This window comes from Acinetobacter sp. SK-43, from assembly GCF_015351505.1.
GTDB lineage: Bacteria > Pseudomonadota > Gammaproteobacteria > Pseudomonadales > Moraxellaceae > Acinetobacter > Acinetobacter junii.
Window position 1 is genome coordinate 126,473 of sequence record NZ_JADKPY010000001.1, and the last position, 19,104, is coordinate 145,576.

Genomic DNA, 19,104 nt, shown 5'->3' on the forward strand with positions numbered 1-19,104 from the left:
GGTTAACCCTCCTTTTTTTCGCCTTGTAAAGCCTTATAAGCGATATGCCCACGGACTAACAGGATCATAGCTACCACACCAATTACAAACGCTATAATCGCAAATGTGAGCTGTATAGCACTAACTGGATCAAGAGCATCTCTCATAAACAATTTTACGCCGGTAAATATTATTAAACCGTCAATGATCAAAAAGAGTAAAGAGCCAAGCGTAGAAAAGAACTTAAGTCGGGCAGGGGGGTATCTAGGTGTCTTATCTTCCTCTATTGGAACTGGCGATCCTTTAATTGCAAAATAAGTATGGAATGAGACCAAAATGATAGTTGAAATCATTACAGCTATCAGACCATAAAAAATAATCCATATACCAGTTGATTTTTCAGCGGATTGATATAGTGACTCCAGAATCATCGTCCCTAGTAAACACCCTGATATTGCCATAAAAATAAAATCTAATGACACTCCAGAGAAAAGGTATGGTTGACTTCTACCATCCAAATTCTTCCATTCTTCTTCAAATTTTTCTTCTTTAAGTTGATTTTCTTTTTGTTTTTCTATGATTAAATACTTTGCTAAACGATGTTTGTCCAGTTCAGTGAGGAGATCAAAGTCCTTTCCGGTAAGATCGGCAATATTTTTCTTCTGAACTATATCTATCAATAAAAGTTGCTCTCTTGAGGTTTTTATTACCAAGTAGCCGCGATATAATGTTATTAACGCATATAAAACAGCAAAAATAAAAAAGTATGTTTCATATCGACTAACGAACAAAATTAAGTCAAAAACAAATTGATTTGCTTGTAGATATTCCATGAAAGAGGGGTCAGATAGAAAGGACTTTACAATCAACTGAGATGTAATAAACATTGTTGGTAAAGCTATTCCAGTGAATAAGAAAAAACGTCCTTTTTTTATGTTTCCATACAATTTAGCCTGTAATCTTTTCTGATCCATTTCGGATAATCTTTCGAGCTGATGCATAAGTTTGACCGCTTAGAATAATTTTTGAAAAATGTTAAATTTTAAGTTGCTTTCCCTTTACAGACTTTTCATAAAAGCCGTGTTTAGAAGAAATAAGCAAATTTCGTTCAATCAATTTGTTCAAAGAGGGTTGTATTTCGTCCAATGTATAACCTTTAAGAGAATCTGGACGCTCAGATGTGGCACCAATAAAAATTCGATTATTGCCGACCCAATTTAAGATTGCTCTTTGGATTTTACCTATACGCATATTCTTATACTCAGCAACGATTTAGCTATCTGTATTTTCTTCTAAATCAATTGAATCGTCTGAATCATCGTTTTCATCATCCTCACTTCCTTCCTCGTTGTTTTCAAGTTTTTGCTGATAATTAAGCGCAAAATAATAGTCTAAGTCGATTGGTTTTTTAGAGTTTACAAGAGCTAAGTTTTCCGTGAGTAAAGCCTTCATAATGACTTTGGCAGTATTGTCATCGAAAGTACCTAAGAAATGTTCTCCGTAATCATTCATGAATACCTCGGAACTGATTAAGAACTTAATTTGTCTAGGCTTCAAAGACGTAGGAGGTGTGAAATGATTTTTTCGATCGGGATGGCGAAAATGCGAAAGATCATCAGACCACGGAATTGCTTTTTTGGCGTAAGAAATTTTTAATTTTTCAAGTGCCTTCGCCATTCGTGTATTAATGTCATTTTGCTTAAATTCGAAAGTAAATTCGACAGCATCAATGCTATTACCGCTTGTTTTAAGAAATTTATGTTCTACCTTGATATTTGTAAGGGTATTAATTTCCTCTATCGCCGGTTCAATGATTCTAGTTTTAAAGTGGATATGCTGCTTGTACTGATTCTCCTTCATAAACATACGTCTTAGCTCGTCATAGGTGAAAACGAGTCTATTTGTTCTCCAAATTTGACTGTTGAAAATACGATACAGCCGGAGCGAATAGTACGAACTCATTTTCATGATCTGCTTCAATTCATGACGATTAAAGCTGTTATTTTTAAATTTCAACAAATTATAAAAAAACTTAAAGAATTCTTCTGCAAATTGAATGCTGAAAACTTTGGACTTCGGTTCATAATGAAGTTTAAGGATCATCGTTACTTTTTCTGGTACCTCACTACCATCCACCTTAACCAACATTACTGGACTTGATGTAAACCGCTCATAAGCACGTTCCATGATTCTATGGACATTTTGCATACGTGTTTTTCTGGTCCTTGATTCCTCTGCTGTCAAATTATGAGGTGAACCTTTAGTTGTTGTATCGTCATATAGGAGTTGATAGAAGTTTTCGGCAGTGATTGAGACTTTATCTTTAGGATTGAAATCTTCTTTGTTATCCATTTCGTGCTTATGAATGATAGTTATTGCACAGTACATCAACTTCTCAAGATTAATATCAAGATTATAAGAAGCAGAGGGCATTGAACTTAGCGTGGAAACAACATCATGTTCCCGAACCGGTTTCATAATAGCATTTGAATTTGGATCACTCATATTATTAAGCAGCCAGTTACGTTATTTGAAGAATTTTATAAAAAATAAAATAACTTTCACTAAATAACAAGCACTTTAATTTAAATATATGTTTTTAAAGAAGTTATAAGTTCACAAATCTGTGTGAATTTATCAAAAATAATGGAACAGAAGTGTGTGAATCCTCAAGATATTGTTAAGTTTTGAATAATCTTTAAACGTATTTCGCTACTTTTAAAATTTTTCGGATGTAAGCCACACAAAAAATTTAAAAAAAGTAGGTATTGTGTGTGATGTACTAAAAAATAATTCATTCCAGTAGGTATTATGTGTTTTTTAAATTAAAAATGACCGAATTCGGTAGGTATTATGTGTGTTTTATTCTCTTTTTTTCTAAAAAGTAGGCATCATGTGTGCCCAGAATCAAATTTTAAATTTTGGGTAGGTATCATGTGTGAATAAATATTTTTATCGATAAATCATAATTTTAAGTTTTAATTTCCATTTCTCAAATCAATAAAGATAGGTAGGTATTATGTGTGCGAGATCAGCAAATTTCAAAGTTTGGTAGGTATGGCGTGTGTTTAAGCCTAATTAGAATCATTAAAAGTAGGTATTATGTGTGCATTCCTTTAAAAGTAACCCTAAAAAGTAGCTATTATGTGTTTTAACCCCTGAAAAGTGGCTTTAAAAGTAGGTATTGTGTGTGCCGAACAGCAAATTTTTACAACATTTGGTAGGTATCATGTGTTTTCTCCAGAACTTGTAGAACCGCAAAGTAGGTATGATGTGTGTCAACTGATAAAAGAATTAGTTAAAAGTAGGTATTATGTGTGTTTATGACCAAAAATAATGCTTATTTGGTAGCGATGATGTGTGTTTCACCTAAAACTTGATTATTAGAGTAGCTATAATGTGTGTTTTAGAGGTGATTTTAACGGCGTGATTCTTATAATCCAAAGTTAAAATCAAATTTTGGTAAAAAATAATCAGACTGAGCTGTCTAGTTTTAATCGACTAAAAATTAAATTGGCTAAAAAAAATTCAAAGTTTTGGACATTAACTCTAAATAAGAATAAAATAGCTACAAACAAATTCATACTAACTATTAAATCCAATTGCCTGTGGATAAACCTGTGGATGAAAGTAGGTATCATGTGTGTTTGGTAGGTATCATGTGTGTGAAAGTAGCCGTTATGTGTTCCACCAGAGCTATTATGTGTGTGAAAATAGCTATCATGTGTGCTACAGAAGCTATTGTGTGTGCCAAAGTTAAATTAAAGCTTTGAATTTAAAAAATAAAAAAACGCTCATATTCTAACATATACTCTCATATTCTATATATTCTACTATATTCCCAAAAAGGGTCTGGAGCAGCAAGGAGACAAGCAAAATAAGGATATATAAATATAATAAAATATTAAATTAATGTTTATTATTAAATTAATAAAATATTTAATCAAACATTAATTATCTCTTAGAATAAATAAATTTATATTTATCATTGCTTAAAAAATAACATAATTTTAATATTATAAAAAGTGAATTTATCATTCAATAAAAGATATTGGATATGTAAAAAATATATACCTAATAACAAAAAAATTATTCAAAAAGTCGGAAAGGCAGTTTTCAATTCAATCATTTCGTAAAGACTTTTTAAATTCTGTTACTTCATCCTGATTACAAGCATTAAACAATGGCGAAACACTTTCATTCCAGTCGCTCATTTCTGCTTCTATCCAGTCACAATCCTTATTACTACAAACTAGATAAGCATTTTCATCCATGTTTAAATTTTGCCGTTTGATTACCCTTTTTTTTAAATTTCCGGTTTTGGGGTCAACAAACCGTAAATTCATAAAGATAGTCTCTACACCATACATCAAACTTGACTGGCAAAGGGGACAACATATTTGTTTAGTCATTATTTCCGATCTCCATACTTTGCATAGCTTTGACGTAAAGACCTTATACTATGTACTATTCTTGAAAAAATATTTAAAAACAATTCCTTATAAATAACTATTTCCTAATTTTCGATCGAGTTATTAGGAAATAGTATATTCATATCTGAGGTTATAACTTTTACATAGCGATTTTGTAATAATCTTCGGGTTCACATCCCAAAAGGTCCATGCTCCATAGATTCATATTGATACAATGATTACTGAAACGTTCATTTAGCTCAGCCATTTGTTCAATATTCCGCACATCTATGTCATCCCAAATATCGATCCAAATATAGTCGTATTGTTCATCCGAGGCAGGCTCATACTCATGAATATCTCCATGAATTATTTCCACTCTTGGATCGTCTTTGAAAAAATTTCCGACATATTGAATGATTGCCATGTCAGCTTCAATTATACGAATATGGGTAACTTCTGACTTGGTGAGCATTGCTTCTAAGATCATCCCCATACCTAAGCCGGCAATCAAAACTGATCCTCGTGCATTTTTGAACGCTATCTCGTTACTTTTCAATTCCATTGGCGTATTGCTCATTACGGTATAGCCTGTGCTTACTTGCATGAGACGTAAAAATTTGCCCGCAGTAATCATTTCACTGTGTTTGCCTTGAAAAGCTTGACGCATATTATAAAACTTTGCCTCATCTTCACTAACAGTGAATTCTTCAATAACCCAATCCCCAAATCTTTGTGGTTTGACTCGGGTTGAACCATATTCGAATGAATTTTGCATTTTATAAGTCCTCAAATTTGTCTAAATTTTAATATATATACCGCAAAAATGCAATATTATAATTTGAATTATTTGTTTTAAATCACTATAATTTTTATGATTGAAAATAAGTCTCAGATTATCAATCTGAATGACCATAAACCAAGTTTAGAGTTTAGAAATGAACGAATATCAATACACGCATCAAGAAGTAGTACAGATCGGCGCAAAATGGCTGAAACAAGTGATTAAATGCCCTGTAATAGCTCAAGAAATTAGATGTAGTGGCAGTCGAGAAATACCTGATGTTCTTGGCTTTAGATCGGATACGAGTTTTCTCATCGAATGTAAGGCAAGCCGAGCAGACTTCCTATCAGATTTTAAAAAACCGGAACGTCAAGGACTGTGTAGTAGTCTTGGGAATTATAGACTTTATTTGGCACCTAAGGGCATTCTTGATCTTGCTAAGGTGCCTGAAAAATGGGGAATTCTTGAAATTAATGAGAAGGGGAAAATAGAGGTAGTACGTTTTCTACAAGGTAATATCTATTGTGGCACTAGCACACCAGAAACGTATAAAACAAAGGACCCGTTCTTTCATGAATCTGATATTCGAAAGGAAAGGTCCATGTTGTATTCACTTCTTAGACGTTAACCAAGATGCACTCTGAATTGATGCATAAATTCTTGATCCGGTTTAAGACCTTCCTCAACTGGACCAGATAACAAAGCTGTTATCCAATGGTTATCTATAAATATATTTTCTTCCAAATTAGCTAGGAAGTCTTTGATATTAAACATCTCAACTGCCTTTTCCTCGTATTGGTCGAGGTGATTGAGACGTAAACTGAACATTTCACCATCATCATATTCAAACAAAATCGTATCAGTTAAAGCATCAAACTTATAACTAATGATTCTTTCAACATCCTCGCGGTAAATGTGGTGACAGTTAAATACTAAAATCTTAATCTGGGGAAGGTGTTGATCTTCATTTTTAAACAACTTTTTTAAGCTATTTTCTTCAAAACATAACTTGTAATTGAGTGCATGATAGATTTCGTTATTACTATCTTCAATAAACTCTAACAGGTCAAAAGCAACATTCTTAGGCTCTGTAGCTTCATCTAAAGAAGCTCCTTTAACGATGCATTTTGATAAAATTCTGTATAAATTCGATAATGGGTACATAATGTTTAATCCAAAGTTGATGAGTAGTTATTATATTTGTTTTTTTTGAAATATTTATATTTAACATTGGTTTAACGTCAATTTGTGACGCTTTTAAATTGTTTGATTTCTGATATGTGGGATGTATTTGAACCTTAAATAATCATAAACCGCGTGTTCTTAATCCACGACTGCCATTTATTAGCGTCAGCTATGTTAAGCGTTAGCGATCGGCGAGATGAAGAAAAATGATTACTACGCACTCTGCTATGAAGTTAATTGAGGACATTCCTCACCATTAAAGCCGGCAATAAAATATTGGTATAGTTGATTTTGGCTATAGGTGGTGCCAAACATAGTAGTTGCTTCTTCAAAGCCTATGCCACCAATTTTACTATCTCGCCCAATTTTCCAAGCTTGCCTTTTATCTTCATCATCAATTTTAATTTTCAATTTTTCTTCAATTAACTCAATATAGTATTGTGCCATCGCTCTGAAAAGATCGACAGTTGCTTGAGCATCAACCAAGGCATTATGAGCTGCTCCAGAATAAACTACATTAGCCTGATCTAAAGCGGCTGCTAACGAAATACTGCCATATTTATTAGTAGAGCCAAAACATTGGGCGGCTAATTTCATAGCACAATGTAGTTCTACAGTTTTCCACCACTCGAATCCATCCTCAAAGGCTTTTGCTGTTTGGTTAAGTAACCGACTATCAAACTTTGAATTGAAGATAATACAAATACGATTAGATAATACTGATTCAAGCTCCGAAGCGATCTCAAGCCAAGTTGGAGCTGTTAGAAGGTCCTGATCAGAAATGCCGTGGACCTCAAATGCACGCTGTTTGATACCAACAGTGGGTTTAATCCGGCTTTCGAATTGTTTATTCCCGAATGAGTCAATTACACCAATTTCTATAACTTGATCATTATCATTTAAGCCAGTTGTCTCAGTATCTAAAAATACAGGGTTGAGCAATAAAAGTTCAAAAGCTTTGCGGCAGGCAATCATTTTTTTACTTTTTAATTTATTCCTCAATATGAACGCTTTTCTAGCTTGTACTTGTTTTGGTGATGGTCTTGCGCTGCGAGTCAATAGCGGTACACAATCGGCTTTAAAATACATCTTGCAAATAGTTCCGTAAGAGTTTTTATATGTGCGTGCAATCGGGGCATCCTTTTGGGGGCGTAGTTTAAATTCCTCACGTAGCCTTGATATTGTAAAACACTCAGATTCTAAATTTTTCATAAAACCTCGCACGATTTTAAGGCTTGCCGTTATAATTTAATCAGTATTTTCATACTCAGCTATAGCATCATTCAATTGCTTCATTGAACCGGTAACATAGCTTTGCGCACTGGTGTTTTTGCAAATTTTACTAAGTTGAAACCATCGTTTCATATAGGCTTTTGCTTCTTCTAACCCGCCATAAGAAATGATAATCTTATTTGCTTCTTGTTTTTCCATATTTTTATCTCTAAAAATAAAAGCCCATTGTGAGTACACATGGGCATTGAGAGAATCAATTTTGTAAAAAACGCCAAAACATAAAACGTTTGTAAACTTCATCATTCTGGTACCGCCAACGCGCTAATGTTGAATGCATTTCACCATTCTGAGGCACGCGATGGTATTCATAAAAATAAGCTGTATTATGATCTCTATTACGTTGAATACTTTCGATCGTTTTTTCATCGTACTTGTTAAATTTATAATCAAGCTCATCAAATGTATTGAATAAAGAACGCATTTTTTCGATGTCCTGCTCATCATTTTTGGGTTTAAAACCCTCAGGTTCAACAACGTTGCAGTTCAGAATATTTTTTAGTTCATTGATGTCAGACATTATTTTATCTCCTTTACCATTTTGTAAATGTGGTTTTCTACCTGCTTATACTGATCTTCTCCTACGCCCTCATAACGACTGGTAAGTGTGTATTCCTTAAATTTTTCGAAATCACCGGCGGAGCAAATATAGTGATGCTCATATCTTGCCCACCGTAACTCTCCAGATAAATTACCCGATAGATTAGCGAACTGTTCTTGGACCTCTTTAGTTACAGCCTCAATGTATTGAGAAAGGTAGGGTTCAGCTCCGATATAAAAATGTTTTTTGTGGGAAAGCGTATTGCTGCCTTTACGTACCAATTCTTCAAATCTATACGCCTTAATTACAGTCAATGTTTCTGTAAGATGCGGATTATTTATTTCTGCATCTAATGACGGAGTAAAAGTAACCATGGCTTCTTCATCAAAGACACAAAACCGGATTGCACTTTTTACATCTAGTGTAGAGCTGTCATGGAAACGATCTTCTTTCATTAACTCTTTTGCGGAAGAATGCAAAACATAAGATAAAAGTTTAATAGAATGTTCATATTGATTGTTTAGGGCATTTTTAGCCGTGAATGAATCCCAATGACTCTCTTTTTCTAAAACCTTAGTAAAAAGCCTGTTAGAATGATTGAAAGACGAATTTCTTTCTATCACTCCAATAATCTGGGATAAATTATCCTGATCTATGATTTCTTTATCACTCTTAGAGTAGCGTTCTGCTAAACCGTCTAACCAAGTAATCCCATCTTTTAAGCAGATTGAACCAATTGAGCTACGTTTAAAAACAACAAATGGTAAGCATAAAGTCAATTCTTTTGAGTCAGTAGTTGACCATGAGTCAAATCTGCTGTTTTCAAATCTTTGACGTTCAGCACGAATTTTATCTTGTAAGGTGTTTACTAATTCTCTAGTGAGTGTGTTAGAGAACAAGGCAATTATAAATTGTTTAGAAAATTCCATATTTTCTAAAAATTCACTTTTAATAGCGTATGAATCAAACAGCTTAGGGTAAGACATAGTTCCCTTACCATCAGAAATAACTTTTTGTCGATAGGTTGCACCAATAGAATAATAATACTCGTATAAGTCATTGTTGATTTTATTCAAGACCAACTCATCACGTATATGGTCTAAAATCGAAACAACCTCGGCTTTATCAAGTTTGACCTGACCCTTTTTAATGGTTTTTATTGGGCAACGATATACCCAATAGTCTTTTTCGATTTTGTTGAGCGCAGGAATCCCAAGATCATCCGGCAATGATGCGTAGATGTATTGGTTTCCAGAACGATCAATAGTGATTGCTATCGCTTTAGTCCCGATCAAATAATTTTCATCTTTTACAAAATTTATATCAGAAAATTGAGCCTGAATGCGTTGTGTACTCTCCAAAGAAAGCATCTGGTGTAATAGATTCAAAATGGTCGATTGATCTACCTTGGCACTAAAGAAATTGATTACAGTCATCACTAGCTCATTAATTTCTAATGGGCTTTTACCATGATCTATATTTTGCTGAACTGCATTTAAGTAGTAATTAAACTGTTTGGAATTACTAGACACAAAATCTTTAATATAAGCTTTAGCACCTTTAAATAAACCCATGTAATCCAAATAGAATTGGCGGTATTTACGCTTCGATATATAATTTTCCAAGCGTTCAATGCTTAAATTATCGAGTACTAAATAACTTATTTCTGAACCGCCTTCGTCAATGCGCACTTTTGCTAAAGGTGATCGTTTCGTGTATCCCGAATTAACAGGAAAGCGAACAAAAAATCCATCTTTATCTTGCTCAACCTTAACAATTTCATAAGCATTTACTGGCGGGCGGGTAAGTGCATCAGAGTCACGCCCTCGAAGCCATGAATATGTCCAACAATAAGGTGCAGCCTCTTTACTTACCATATTGTTCGTGCGGCAAATGAGAGTAGAACCTTTGGCTAACTTACTATTTTGCTCTCTGACATAGCCATATAAAGACAATTCATCCAAATCAGCCAACATCCCAGACCCATCTTGATCATGAATGAAATTGAAATACTTATTCTGGAAATGAGGAAAGAAAATTTCAAAAGTTTCGTTGTCTGGGTAGAATTGACCTAAAATATTTAAACGATGTTGCAAGCCGGCAATTAAAATTAGAAAGCGTTTATAGTGCAGAGTAATCCGGTCTATTTCGCTTAAGGCATCCGAGTATTTTAAGTTATCTACGTTGATGTCCATTTCACCGTCACGGGTAAGAAAGCATTTATCTAAAATATCTTTTGACGGGAATAAATTTTTAGCAGCTAAATGAGTGCCGATAGGGGAGTAAACAACACTAATATTCTCACCATTTCTGACTAACAAGAATGTCTCCTTGTTAAGCTTATTCATGATGATGTTCCAAAGTTTATCCTTGTAATCGATATAAGACTCTCGAATTGCGGCAACACAAATACACCGCTCTGTAGGAAAAATTTGATTAACTAATTGTGGATTATCTGCCAATACCTTGAAGAATCGGTCGTAAACGTTATCAACGTCCAAGTAGGCTGAGGATTCGTCATTGAAATAAGCCAACTCTACATCACAAAGAATTCTGTCCTGCACAAGCGTAAGAGGGATGTGCTGTGGTGCCTCAACACCTTTTTTTACCTCGTAAACCTCGACACCCTCACCCGTGTATAAGGATAATGTGGCAATGCCATCGTTAACTTCTTTGATAGTATCTTGAGCTTCCTTGGTCGATGCCAGAGTTGTTGCATAACGCTCAACCATGAATGGGGTAAGTTCATTCATTAAGGTTTGAAGTTCATTCACCTTTTCAGTGATTATGTCAGCTTGAATCTTTGCAACATCAGCAAACATATTTGCTTGGCTCTTAAGCAAGTGAATTTGCTCTACAGCATTGGTTTGACCCAAAAGATTAGCAATATTATCTGTTTGAATAACTTTTGGTGTGGCAGGGCTTCCAATTCGTTTAGAATAGATTGACAGAGCTAATGCTTGTAATTTTTTTGGATTGTCACGGTATTCCTGAACATCCTTTTCCTTATGACCGATAAGAATCTTTAAATCTTCGATCTCTTTTTCTCGGACTTTCTCACCCTCAGCTTGAGTAATAACATCAAAATATTGATAAAACTCGTGGAGTAAAAAACCAACTGTACTTTTTCCATATTTTGGGTGGTGCCGGACATGCACCGAATGCAAATTATTATCAGCAAATTTCAATTCCTGAATTAATAAAACCGCGCCCAGATCATAATGTAATTCACGATGAAGTTTTTTTAGTACGGCAAACATACCTTCTTTCAATACATTTGAATCTTCAATAATCTCTACTTTTTCATTAGATTCCGTATTGCTTTTATCGTTAAAATTTAAAACTTCTAATTCTTGGTTTTTCATAGCTAGAGATTCCAAAGATGATGGCTTATTATAAAATATATACCGCAAATATGCAATATTATAATTAAATATTTTATGTTTTTTCATCATTATTTTAAGCAAAAAAAACTCCCGACACTGAGTGCGGGAGGTATTCAAAAGTTGGAGTTATTTACTCCTTTGTAACGCCCTTTCTCTATTCATATCAACTTTGGTGAGAAAGGGACTAACTGGTGTTGGTCAACCAACAAAACCTGAATCTGTTTAAACATCTTATCAATATATACCGCAATATACAATACTTTTTAGAGGTAAATATAAAAATAAATTTAAAAAGTATTGTGAATATTAACAGCATTAAAGGTTGGAAAAAATGGCGCAGCAGTCGGCGTTGTGTGAGTTTATGTAATTTATATTTCTGAAACCATTGCTATTAAAGGCTTTGAGGGGGATTGTGAATTGTTAAATTATGTAATTTTAAGCTTAAAATAGCCAAATAAATTTTATTGTTTGTGGTATATGTTGTATAATTAATAATATAGAAAGATGGTTAATAACTTGGGTTTTTCAGGATTATAAGCTATGAAAGAAACCAATAATTTCAATTTTGATGCAACAAGAGAAACACATGTGTTTTATGCATCTACTAAAGAAATTAATGAGATTTCTATCATGGAAGCAATTCGGGCTTGTGGTGATATTGAGGAATATCATTGGAACAATGAAAAGCATTTAATCCTTATAAATAATGGGTTTGTGGTTGCAACTCTACATTCAATCGCACAATCAAAGTTTACAATCATCAGTCTATTTAAGAGGGTGGCTGATAAAAATTGCGTATAGCATATTTGCTATATATATGGTAAATATGCGGTATGTTTAGTATTTCATTTTTTTAAAGCCAAAGATTAATTTCTATTCAAATATTAATTTGTCTTTTTATTTAAAAGGTGATTTTTATGAATGATCAATCTTGCAAAAAAATGGAAAAAATTTGCATCTTGAATGATAACCAAAGAAATCATGTATGCCGTCCCATTTCGGTGTTTGGACCATCTTATACAGGTACTTCAAAAGAGTATTTGGTTGATAGTCTTTTAAAAGCCCTAGCTATTGCATTTTGTGAAAATAATCAGGGTTCGATCGATGGTTTAGGTAGCGAGCAAATTGCAAACCTTAGCGATAGTGAGCTACTAGATGCTTTGCCTTACCAATTTAAGTCAAATTCAATTTTATTGAATGGCTTAGCGGTATGGAAATATAATTAGGAGTTATGGTATATGTGCGAGAATCTTCGTAAAAGTGAACAAATGGTGAAAGATGTGGCGGATACCATTGCAATTGATTATGCACAAGAGCTAAAAAGCTTGGGATTTACTAAAGAGCAAATTAGAACTGAGGTAATTAAGTATATTGGAACACCTCAGTTCATTGATGCAGTCAAAAGAAAGGTAGAGGAATATATAGCTTTATTTGATGAGCCAGACAAGACGCAGCTACATTAAAATGAAACTAGCTATGTTCTGATTTAAGCCTGTTTAACTAATAGCAGGCTTTTTTCTATAAAGACTTTTATAACTTGTTGTTAAATTATAAAAATATTTTAAAAGAATAAATGTAAATATGGACCCAATTGGTCATTTAAATTCCAATTTGTTTTTTCGATTTTTTCTAATATTTCTAACTCATTTCCATACAAACGCCACAGATCATTATTCAAATAAATATCACCCTCCGAGTCTAGTTCATTCACATTAAGGCTAACGCAAATTTCATCAGATTCATTACTGATGCCACATATACTCAATATCAATTCGCCATGGGAGCTTGCTAAAATTGTAATGTCATCCGAATCTTCCCAATGATTAGACGTGGAAGGGGAGACAGAGATTGTCTTGATTATATTAAGCTCTAATATCTTCTTCGTAATATCTCTCATTTAAGCCTCAATTTTCATTCAAGAATAGTGGTTCCAGTAATTCCAAAGTTGCCGATCGGCAAATTCATTGCTTTTAAAATCATGAATATTTTGCATGAGTGAATTATGAACATACTAAAATTAGATTAGGACCGCTAACACGGTGAATACACAATATAAACCTGCGTTAGCAGGTTTATATAGCGTCAGCGGCGGCGGCTAAGGCATTATAAGTTAATACTTATAATGCCTTAGATTTAGTCAATAATATTGTAAAATCCACTAGAATTGAAACATTCAGTCTCATAATTATGACTAGCTAAAATTTTAATAAAATCAAGCATGAAAGCTGAAAATTCAGCTTCAATTTCATTTTCAGTGCTTTCACACAGATAGCAATAACTCATGGCGTTAATTGCCATAGATGCTTCAATATGAGTTAATTTTTCCGTTGCATAATTCATTCGGTTGGAAATTACACAATCTTCGAGTGGGTAATTATCTAGCATTAAAAAAGGGAAGCCAGAGCGAATTTCATTTTCAAAACTGAAAATTTGAAAATCATCACGTTGAATGATTGAACTGATGGCTCGACAGCATTTATTAAGATTTTCAAGATGGTTGGGGATAAGCTCATTAATGGCTTTTTTACCTTTTAGTAAGGCATTAAAAATTTCAATATTTTTTTCAACGTCACCTAAATAAACTCTATTTTGGATTTGTTCTTGATCTAACATAACAAGAGGAAAAGATTGATCGATAAGGGTTTTAATCATGGTTTACATCTCCAAAGTTGAGATTAAATTATACAATATATACCGCATAATGACAATACTATTATGTGATTTTATTGTTGTGATTTTCGCTCTTTTTCTCTGTTGAACAATACAAATTTGCGTCAGCAAATATGTTTTAGCGTAAGCGAGCAAAAAAAAACTCTGCCTGAGCAGAGTAAAAAGTCCTCTTTATTGGGGAGAGGACAGGGGTTAGGGGGGCGGAAAATATTAAAAAACAATAAACCCCTTATATTTTTATCCTAATTTATATTATTTGATAATGCAAATATTAAATTAATGTTTTTTTGTTAATAATATTTAGATAATAAAAAAGCCCACCGTAGTGAGCTTGATAATTTAACAAATATTTAATTTTTATTTCCAATCATAAGGTTGTTCAATTTACCTTGCATATCTTTCAGTCGGATAGCTGCCTTGTCTCGCTCTGCCACACCTTCTTTTTGGATTTGAATAACATCGTTGACAGTTTTAATTAATGTATTTTGAACATGCTCAAGAGTCTCAACATCAATCACAGAGCGTTGATTCGCTTTTGCCGTCTGAACCGAGTTGGTATGCAGCAAGTCCGCATTACGGCGCAATAACTCATTTGTAGCATTATCGATGTTATTGGCAAGGGCAACGCTATTCTTTTGTTCATTCAACGAAAGAGCTAGACTTATTTGGTTTTTCCATGCGGGCAAAGTAATATTCTTAATTGCATAGAATTTATCCACCAACATATTATTGTTAGATTGGATAATTCGAATCATTGGCAATGTCTGGATAGCGGACTGTTGTAAAAGAGTTAGATCATGTACACGCTTTTCCAGATTATTTGCAGCATGGTTTAGGTCATAAATTTCTTGAACAATACTTGGCGTTTGTTCTTGTTCTGTTAGTTCCTTGATCTGATCTTGAATATCGTTATACCGCAGCTTCCCCGCAGCCACATATACGCCTAATGTTTTATATTCTTCCTGAACACCCTCATACATATTATCCAGAAGGGTAACACGATTTTTTAATCCGGCTTGTGAAGCTTCGACTTCACTAACCAAAACATCCATTTGCTCCTTAGTGGTATTGAACTGTTGCTGTATATTTTGTTTGGCACCTTTAATCTTTGAAAAGATAAATCCAATTACACCTTTAGGGCTATCATTGAGAAAATTTTTGGTATTAAGTTGTTGAGCTACATTAACAACTTCATTCAGTTTTTTGCCTGTTTCGTCTAGGTCTTTATTTTTGACTAAATCTAATAGTTCATCTGTATAGGTTGCAGTTTTTGTAGCAATATTTTTACCGTACTCTGCGACCGCAGTATTATTTATAACTGCAAGTTCACCCTTTGCTTCAACAACTTTCGAGAAATCTTCTTTAGATAGCCCTAAGGTTTTTAAGTCCAAATTTTCAAATTCTTCAACAGAGAGCGTGTTGTTGCTTTTCATACTAACTTGATAATCGTTCATCGTATTCTCGCTTAATTTAAAAAAGTTTTATGTCTGATTCAAAATCTACTGATTTTCACTTAAGGGTTGATCTGAGGGTGCATCGATTTGAAGCAGTTTGGAAGAATCACCTCCTAATGACTCCAATCCCAATGCAGTTAATCTAAGTTTGATGGCGGCTTCGGTATTTGCTTGAACTTCATCGGCTGTTTTATCCAAAGATTCCTTTGCAAAATCTAGGCTCGATTTTAGATTAGTGGGTAATAGTCGAATTTGATTCTCAGCAGTTTCGATTTGCTCAAGTAAGGCTTTACCAGTTTTTTTGGATTGTGCTAATTCTCTTAAGGTTGCAATAGCTTGAAGTGCATTATCAACATGCTTTTTAACAGACTGTTCTAGTTCATCTTTAGACATATCCAATGAACTATCGAGGGGATCGATACTTGGGAACATTACAACGTCATTGTTTAGTGTTGAAGGTGCATACTGGATTGTTACAGGTATACCTTGGCTATTACCAATGGATTGAGCCATTGCATGAAAACTACTATGAGTTAAAGCAACTTTGATAATAGGCTTCCTAGAACCATACACCAGATTCTCACCATAAGATCGGTGGAGTTCAGCCGGCACAATTTCCAATGTCAGATAATCATTATGTTTTAAATCAGAACCAAGGAGGGTTTGACTACCACCATGGCAACTGTGAACACGGATAATGCCAAAAGCAGGGTGATCATATACCTGTTGTTTTGTATTATCTGCTGAATCCACACGCTTTACTGGTCTTTGTTTTTCCATTTAAACACCAAAATAACCAAAGTTGATGTTGATATTATAAAATATATACCGCATAAGTGCAATACTTTATATTAAATAAACTATTTTTTTAAAATTTACGGACTGATGCCCATAAACGAGCGTAGCTGTAAGCCGGTAGGAAATACAAATAGTTTCATATTTATGATGAATGAATACACCATCTATGAGGTGCGAAAGCACCGGCGTAGCAGTCCTTTGATTTATTTACTCATCGTTATCGAGTAATCAGCATTGTTTGGTACGACAGTGATTTGGAAAGTATCTAAGTCAATCGAGTTTATGATTTCTTTAAGAGCTGTACTGAGTACTGATAAGAACCTATTGAAGTCATTTGGTGAGCTGTATAAAAAACTTGTCGCAGCAAAAAAATTAATATGCTCACCTTTGTTCTTGGAAAAATGGCATTCTTGATGTGAATGAAACAGGGTGATTAATGAACCATTTGGAGCATGTTTATATTCAGTCGGGTAGAGGATAAATATTTTATTTTTTGCCTCTTTATCAAATTGCTTTAATTCACAAACTAGCTGTATGTTTTTTTTCATAAAAACTCAATTCCTTGTAATAAAGAACAAATTGCCCAACGTGAAAGTTAGGCAAGACAATTTTACGGGATCATTCTTTTTCATTTACAATCGTGTTGATACTATCCTTAGCTTGGTCACTTATGTAGGGTGTTAGCTTATCCATGGCTTTATCAATATTGGTAGTTTCTACCGGTTTATTTCTTTTTTGATTTTCTTCCTTATATTTTTGATAAGTTAATATGCCAATCCGCAAATACTCACGAATTGTTAGAATATTATCTTTCTTAGCTTCTGTAATCAGGTTTTTTAAAGTTTGATCCTTATCTACAGAATTTAAACCTAATATATCGTTGTATAGAATGGTATCGATGGATACAGGGCGATCAACGACAACCTGAATACATGTAGACAGTTCTTTATTTTTTTCAAATCGCTCTAAATCATACTGTGATTCTTTAGGTTTAATCTTGAGTGCGCCTTCATGTATACATTCCAAGGCGATCTGGGTGTATGGTGAGTTGTCACCGACAAAAGTCATAAATGTAAATTTTTTAAATCCAAGTGTTTCATCAACATATTCTCTAAAAGAGTATTCTTGAGATAAAGATTGTTTTAGCTCATCTAACACGGCGTAATCCGTTGATTTAAAGATAGTAGCTTCGTTTTGCTTTTGACCACACCCTGCTAGTAAAATAATTGGCAGGGATATACAGGCAAAAAATTTCTTAGGATTCATTACGTCTTCCTTTTTACGCTTCATTACTTACCAGTTCTGATGCTTTTTGATCGATATTTAGCTCCGGACTTTTCTCAAGTACATTCACTACCGTTGAATATTTTTTGATTTCTTTTTGCTTGAAATATGCATATAGCACACACAAAATTAAAAAGCCAAGATAAACAATTGTTCCAGAAGTACCTAAATTGAAAAAGTCGTAAGTGACTTTAACAGTTTGTTCTACATACGTGGTTTCAGTTTCTTCAAGACCAATCACAGGTTTAATAAGTGAGGGAATTAAAACACTGGTTGCACCCATCATGACACCCATGGCTAAAATGCCAACACCTTCTCTTTGCCAAGCGAAGCGAAATAATCCAAAAAGAACAGTAACAAGTCCCAGAACAGTGCCTACTTTAGAAAATATGTCTAACATATTTCCAACGCCTCCTGCGGCAACCATTGGTGCTCCTACGCCATGCGTACTTGCAAAACTACTTGAGGCAGCTTTTTGAGCAATACGTTGGGTTGAGTCGTATGTAATATGGTACTTGTCTGCAAGGAAGTTATATACAACCAAAATAGTAAATAAGACAGCAGATTTGAGAGAATAATCCTTTCTAGATTTGAATTTATCAATTACACGGCGGATTTCATCAACAATTGGGAGTTCTTTATCCGTCTTAGTGTTATTGATCGTATCTGAAAGGTGGTAAAGCGTTACTGTTCTAAAACGCTCTAAATTTTCGATTTGAGAAGATGCTGATTGAATTTGGTTTTGAATATTCTTTAACTTCAAGTTGTTCACGGAAACAATGCCTAAGGCATCAGTTTTTAGGGCATCATTCTCATCAATTTCAAGAGCAGAACTCTTTAATGATTCAATAACATTCCCATAATCAACACATAAATTTGTAGTTTCATTTTTTGCATTTTGGAGCTGCAATACATAGGAATCAATTTTTGTTTTTAAATCAGGGAGACGTTGTTCAAGCACCGCCAAATATGCAAGTTTTATCAATAAGCTTTTAGTGTTGAGTTGATCAATTTCCTCTGTAACTTCTTTGAGTAAAGCATTACTTTCTTCAATAGGCTTAATGATTTCAAGCATATTGGGATTTAGATCAGTAAGTGTATTCACTAAAGCATAAATTCTAGCTTTAGCATCATTACTTTCAATTTCATTCGAGGAAGCAGTTGATGGAAACATTATTTTGCCATTAATAACTATAGTTGAAGATAATATATAAAATATACCACATACTTACAATATTTTTAATTGTAAAAATTGATATGATTTTAAGCTTAAATTGAAATGCTATCAGCTATTTTGATTCTATTTTATGATAAAATATTT

21 protein-coding genes are annotated in these 19,104 nt (G+C 33.7%); 4 read left to right on the forward strand and 17 right to left on the reverse strand.

What is annotated here, in order from left to right:
* Positions 1–2: 2 nt before the first annotated feature.
* The 5 genes from IRT38_RS00675 to IRT38_RS00695 all read right to left on the reverse strand — a co-directional run bounded on the left by IRT38_RS00675 (position 3) and on the right by IRT38_RS00695 (position 5,169).
* A complete protein-coding gene (locus IRT38_RS00675) occupies positions 3–980 on the reverse strand; it encodes a hypothetical protein (RefSeq protein ID WP_194596490.1) in 978 nt (325 codons plus the stop codon).
* A gap of 34 nt (positions 981–1,014) precedes the next feature.
* On the reverse strand, positions 1,015–1,230 hold the full coding sequence (locus IRT38_RS00680; RefSeq protein WP_194596491.1) for a hypothetical protein: 216 nt from the start codon (positions 1,228–1,230) through the stop codon (positions 1,015–1,017).
* Positions 1,231–1,251: 21 nt separating this feature from the next.
* Complete coding sequence (locus IRT38_RS00685) at positions 1,252–2,484, reverse strand: replication initiation protein (RefSeq protein WP_194596492.1); 1,233 nt, start codon at positions 2,482–2,484, stop codon at positions 1,252–1,254.
* Positions 2,485–4,100: 1,616 nt separating this feature from the next.
* Positions 4,101–4,391: a hypothetical protein gene (locus tag IRT38_RS00690; protein ID WP_194596493.1), complete on the reverse strand. Its 291-nt coding sequence runs from the start codon at positions 4,389–4,391 to the stop codon at positions 4,101–4,103.
* A gap of 160 nt (positions 4,392–4,551) precedes the next feature.
* Positions 4,552–5,169 (reverse strand): hypothetical protein, encoded by a 618-nt coding sequence (locus IRT38_RS00695; protein WP_194596494.1) that lies wholly within the window; start codon positions 5,167–5,169, stop codon positions 4,552–4,554.
* A gap of 160 nt (positions 5,170–5,329) precedes the next feature.
* Between IRT38_RS00695 and IRT38_RS00700 the strand changes: the two genes are divergently transcribed.
* A complete protein-coding gene (locus IRT38_RS00700) occupies positions 5,330–5,803 on the forward strand; it encodes a hypothetical protein (RefSeq protein WP_194596495.1) in 474 nt (157 codons plus the stop codon).
* Here IRT38_RS00700 and IRT38_RS00705 read toward each other — a convergent pair.
* The 5 genes from IRT38_RS00705 to IRT38_RS00725 all read right to left on the reverse strand — a co-directional run bounded on the left by IRT38_RS00705 (position 5,800) and on the right by IRT38_RS00725 (position 11,556).
* Positions 5,800–6,339, reverse strand: a complete 540-nt coding sequence (locus tag IRT38_RS00705; protein WP_194596496.1) for a hypothetical protein — start codon at positions 6,337–6,339, stop codon at positions 5,800–5,802. The genes IRT38_RS00700 and IRT38_RS00705 overlap by 4 nt on opposite strands.
* A 246-nt stretch (positions 6,340–6,585) precedes the next feature.
* Positions 6,586–7,572, reverse strand: coding sequence for a 3'-5' exonuclease (locus IRT38_RS00710; protein ID WP_194596497.1), 987 nt, complete (start codon positions 7,570–7,572; stop codon positions 6,586–6,588).
* Positions 7,573–7,608: 36 nt separating this feature from the next.
* Positions 7,609–7,791, reverse strand: a complete 183-nt coding sequence (locus IRT38_RS00715; RefSeq protein ID WP_194596498.1) for a hypothetical protein — start codon at positions 7,789–7,791, stop codon at positions 7,609–7,611.
* Positions 7,792–7,846: 55 nt separating this feature from the next.
* Positions 7,847–8,170, reverse strand: a complete 324-nt coding sequence (locus IRT38_RS00720) for a hypothetical protein (RefSeq protein WP_194596499.1) — start codon at positions 8,168–8,170, stop codon at positions 7,847–7,849.
* Positions 8,170–11,556 carry a hypothetical protein gene (locus tag IRT38_RS00725; RefSeq protein WP_194596500.1) on the reverse strand — a complete coding sequence of 1,129 codons (3,387 nt, stop codon included), beginning with the start codon at positions 11,554–11,556 and terminating at the stop codon, positions 8,170–8,172. The genes IRT38_RS00720 and IRT38_RS00725 overlap by 1 nt, the downstream gene beginning before the upstream one ends.
* A 561-nt stretch (positions 11,557–12,117) precedes the next feature.
* Between IRT38_RS00725 and IRT38_RS00730 the strand changes: the two genes are divergently transcribed.
* The 3 genes from IRT38_RS00730 to IRT38_RS00740 all read left to right on the forward strand — a co-directional run bounded on the left by IRT38_RS00730 (position 12,118) and on the right by IRT38_RS00740 (position 13,040).
* On the forward strand, positions 12,118–12,378 hold the full coding sequence (locus tag IRT38_RS00730) for a hypothetical protein (RefSeq protein WP_194596501.1): 261 nt from the start codon (positions 12,118–12,120) through the stop codon (positions 12,376–12,378).
* A gap of 116 nt (positions 12,379–12,494) precedes the next feature.
* Entirely contained in the window at positions 12,495–12,803 is a 309-nt protein-coding gene (locus IRT38_RS00735) for a hypothetical protein (RefSeq protein ID WP_194596502.1), read from the forward strand.
* Positions 12,804–12,815: 12 nt separating this feature from the next.
* On the forward strand, positions 12,816–13,040 hold the full coding sequence (locus tag IRT38_RS00740) for a hypothetical protein (RefSeq protein WP_194596503.1): 225 nt from the start codon (positions 12,816–12,818) through the stop codon (positions 13,038–13,040).
* A 98-nt stretch (positions 13,041–13,138) separates the two neighbouring features.
* Here the strand turns inward: IRT38_RS00740 and IRT38_RS00745 are convergent, their stop codons facing one another.
* The 7 genes from IRT38_RS00745 to IRT38_RS00775 all read right to left on the reverse strand — a co-directional run bounded on the left by IRT38_RS00745 (position 13,139) and on the right by IRT38_RS00775 (position 18,957).
* The gene (locus IRT38_RS00745) at positions 13,139–13,474 is read right to left on the reverse strand and encodes a hypothetical protein (protein ID WP_194596504.1); all 336 of its coding nucleotides are present in this window, start codon (positions 13,472–13,474) and stop codon (positions 13,139–13,141) included.
* Positions 13,475–13,710: 236 nt separating this feature from the next.
* Complete coding sequence (locus tag IRT38_RS00750; protein WP_194596505.1) at positions 13,711–14,229, reverse strand: hypothetical protein; 519 nt, start codon at positions 14,227–14,229, stop codon at positions 13,711–13,713.
* A 368-nt stretch (positions 14,230–14,597) separates the two neighbouring features.
* Positions 14,598–15,701: a toxic anion resistance protein gene (locus tag IRT38_RS00755; protein WP_194596506.1), complete on the reverse strand. Its 1,104-nt coding sequence runs from the start codon at positions 15,699–15,701 to the stop codon at positions 14,598–14,600.
* Between the two features lie 45 nt (positions 15,702–15,746).
* Positions 15,747–16,481: a hypothetical protein gene (locus tag IRT38_RS00760; RefSeq protein WP_194596507.1), complete on the reverse strand. Its 735-nt coding sequence runs from the start codon at positions 16,479–16,481 to the stop codon at positions 15,747–15,749.
* 221 nt (positions 16,482–16,702) lie between these two features.
* Positions 16,703–17,047, reverse strand: a complete 345-nt coding sequence (locus IRT38_RS00765) for a hypothetical protein (protein WP_194596508.1) — start codon at positions 17,045–17,047, stop codon at positions 16,703–16,705.
* A 70-nt stretch (positions 17,048–17,117) separates the two neighbouring features.
* Positions 17,118–17,765, reverse strand: coding sequence for a hypothetical protein (locus tag IRT38_RS00770; RefSeq protein WP_194596509.1), 648 nt, complete (start codon positions 17,763–17,765; stop codon positions 17,118–17,120).
* A gap of 13 nt (positions 17,766–17,778) precedes the next feature.
* Positions 17,779–18,957 (reverse strand): hypothetical protein, encoded by a 1,179-nt coding sequence (locus IRT38_RS00775; protein ID WP_194596510.1) that lies wholly within the window; start codon positions 18,955–18,957, stop codon positions 17,779–17,781.
* Between the last annotated feature and the right edge of the window lie 147 nt (positions 18,958–19,104).

Coding starts and splice junctions, on each gene's coding strand:
- IRT38_RS00745 (WP_194596504.1), bottom strand. CDS start 13,474: ATGAGAGATATTACGAAGAAGATATTAGAGCTTAATATAATCAAGACA.
- IRT38_RS00715 (WP_194596498.1), bottom strand. CDS start 7,791: ATGGAAAAACAAGAAGCAAATAAGATTATCATTTCTTATGGCGGGTTA.
- IRT38_RS00775 (WP_194596510.1), bottom strand. CDS start 18,957: ATGTTTCCATCAACTGCTTCCTCGAATGAAATTGAAAGTAATGATGCT.
- IRT38_RS00770 (WP_194596509.1), bottom strand. CDS start 17,765: ATGAATCCTAAGAAATTTTTTGCCTGTATATCCCTGCCAATTATTTTA.
- IRT38_RS00735 (WP_194596502.1), top strand. CDS start 12,495: ATGAATGATCAATCTTGCAAAAAAATGGAAAAAATTTGCATCTTGAAT.
- IRT38_RS00720 (WP_194596499.1), bottom strand. CDS start 8,170: ATGTCTGACATCAATGAACTAAAAAATATTCTGAACTGCAACGTTGTT.
- IRT38_RS00730 (WP_194596501.1), top strand. CDS start 12,118: ATGAAAGAAACCAATAATTTCAATTTTGATGCAACAAGAGAAACACAT.
- IRT38_RS00755 (WP_194596506.1), bottom strand. CDS start 15,701: ATGAACGATTATCAAGTTAGTATGAAAAGCAACAACACGCTCTCTGTT.
- IRT38_RS00680 (WP_194596491.1), bottom strand. CDS start 1,230: ATGCGTATAGGTAAAATCCAAAGAGCAATCTTAAATTGGGTCGGCAAT.
- IRT38_RS00710 (WP_194596497.1), bottom strand. CDS start 7,572: ATGAAAAATTTAGAATCTGAGTGTTTTACAATATCAAGGCTACGTGAG.
- IRT38_RS00740 (WP_194596503.1), top strand. CDS start 12,816: ATGTGCGAGAATCTTCGTAAAAGTGAACAAATGGTGAAAGATGTGGCG.
- IRT38_RS00725 (WP_194596500.1), bottom strand. CDS start 11,556: ATGAAAAACCAAGAATTAGAAGTTTTAAATTTTAACGATAAAAGCAAT.
- IRT38_RS00685 (WP_194596492.1), bottom strand. CDS start 2,484: ATGAGTGATCCAAATTCAAATGCTATTATGAAACCGGTTCGGGAACAT.
- IRT38_RS00750 (WP_194596505.1), bottom strand. CDS start 14,229: ATGATTAAAACCCTTATCGATCAATCTTTTCCTCTTGTTATGTTAGAT.
- IRT38_RS00705 (WP_194596496.1), bottom strand. CDS start 6,339: ATGTACCCATTATCGAATTTATACAGAATTTTATCAAAATGCATCGTT.
- IRT38_RS00695 (WP_194596494.1), bottom strand. CDS start 5,169: ATGCAAAATTCATTCGAATATGGTTCAACCCGAGTCAAACCACAAAGA.
- IRT38_RS00765 (WP_194596508.1), bottom strand. CDS start 17,047: ATGAAAAAAAACATACAGCTAGTTTGTGAATTAAAGCAATTTGATAAA.
- IRT38_RS00675 (WP_194596490.1), bottom strand. CDS start 980: ATGCATCAGCTCGAAAGATTATCCGAAATGGATCAGAAAAGATTACAG.
- IRT38_RS00760 (WP_194596507.1), bottom strand. CDS start 16,481: ATGGAAAAACAAAGACCAGTAAAGCGTGTGGATTCAGCAGATAATACA.
- IRT38_RS00700 (WP_194596495.1), top strand. CDS start 5,330: ATGAACGAATATCAATACACGCATCAAGAAGTAGTACAGATCGGCGCA.
- IRT38_RS00690 (WP_194596493.1), bottom strand. CDS start 4,391: ATGACTAAACAAATATGTTGTCCCCTTTGCCAGTCAAGTTTGATGTAT.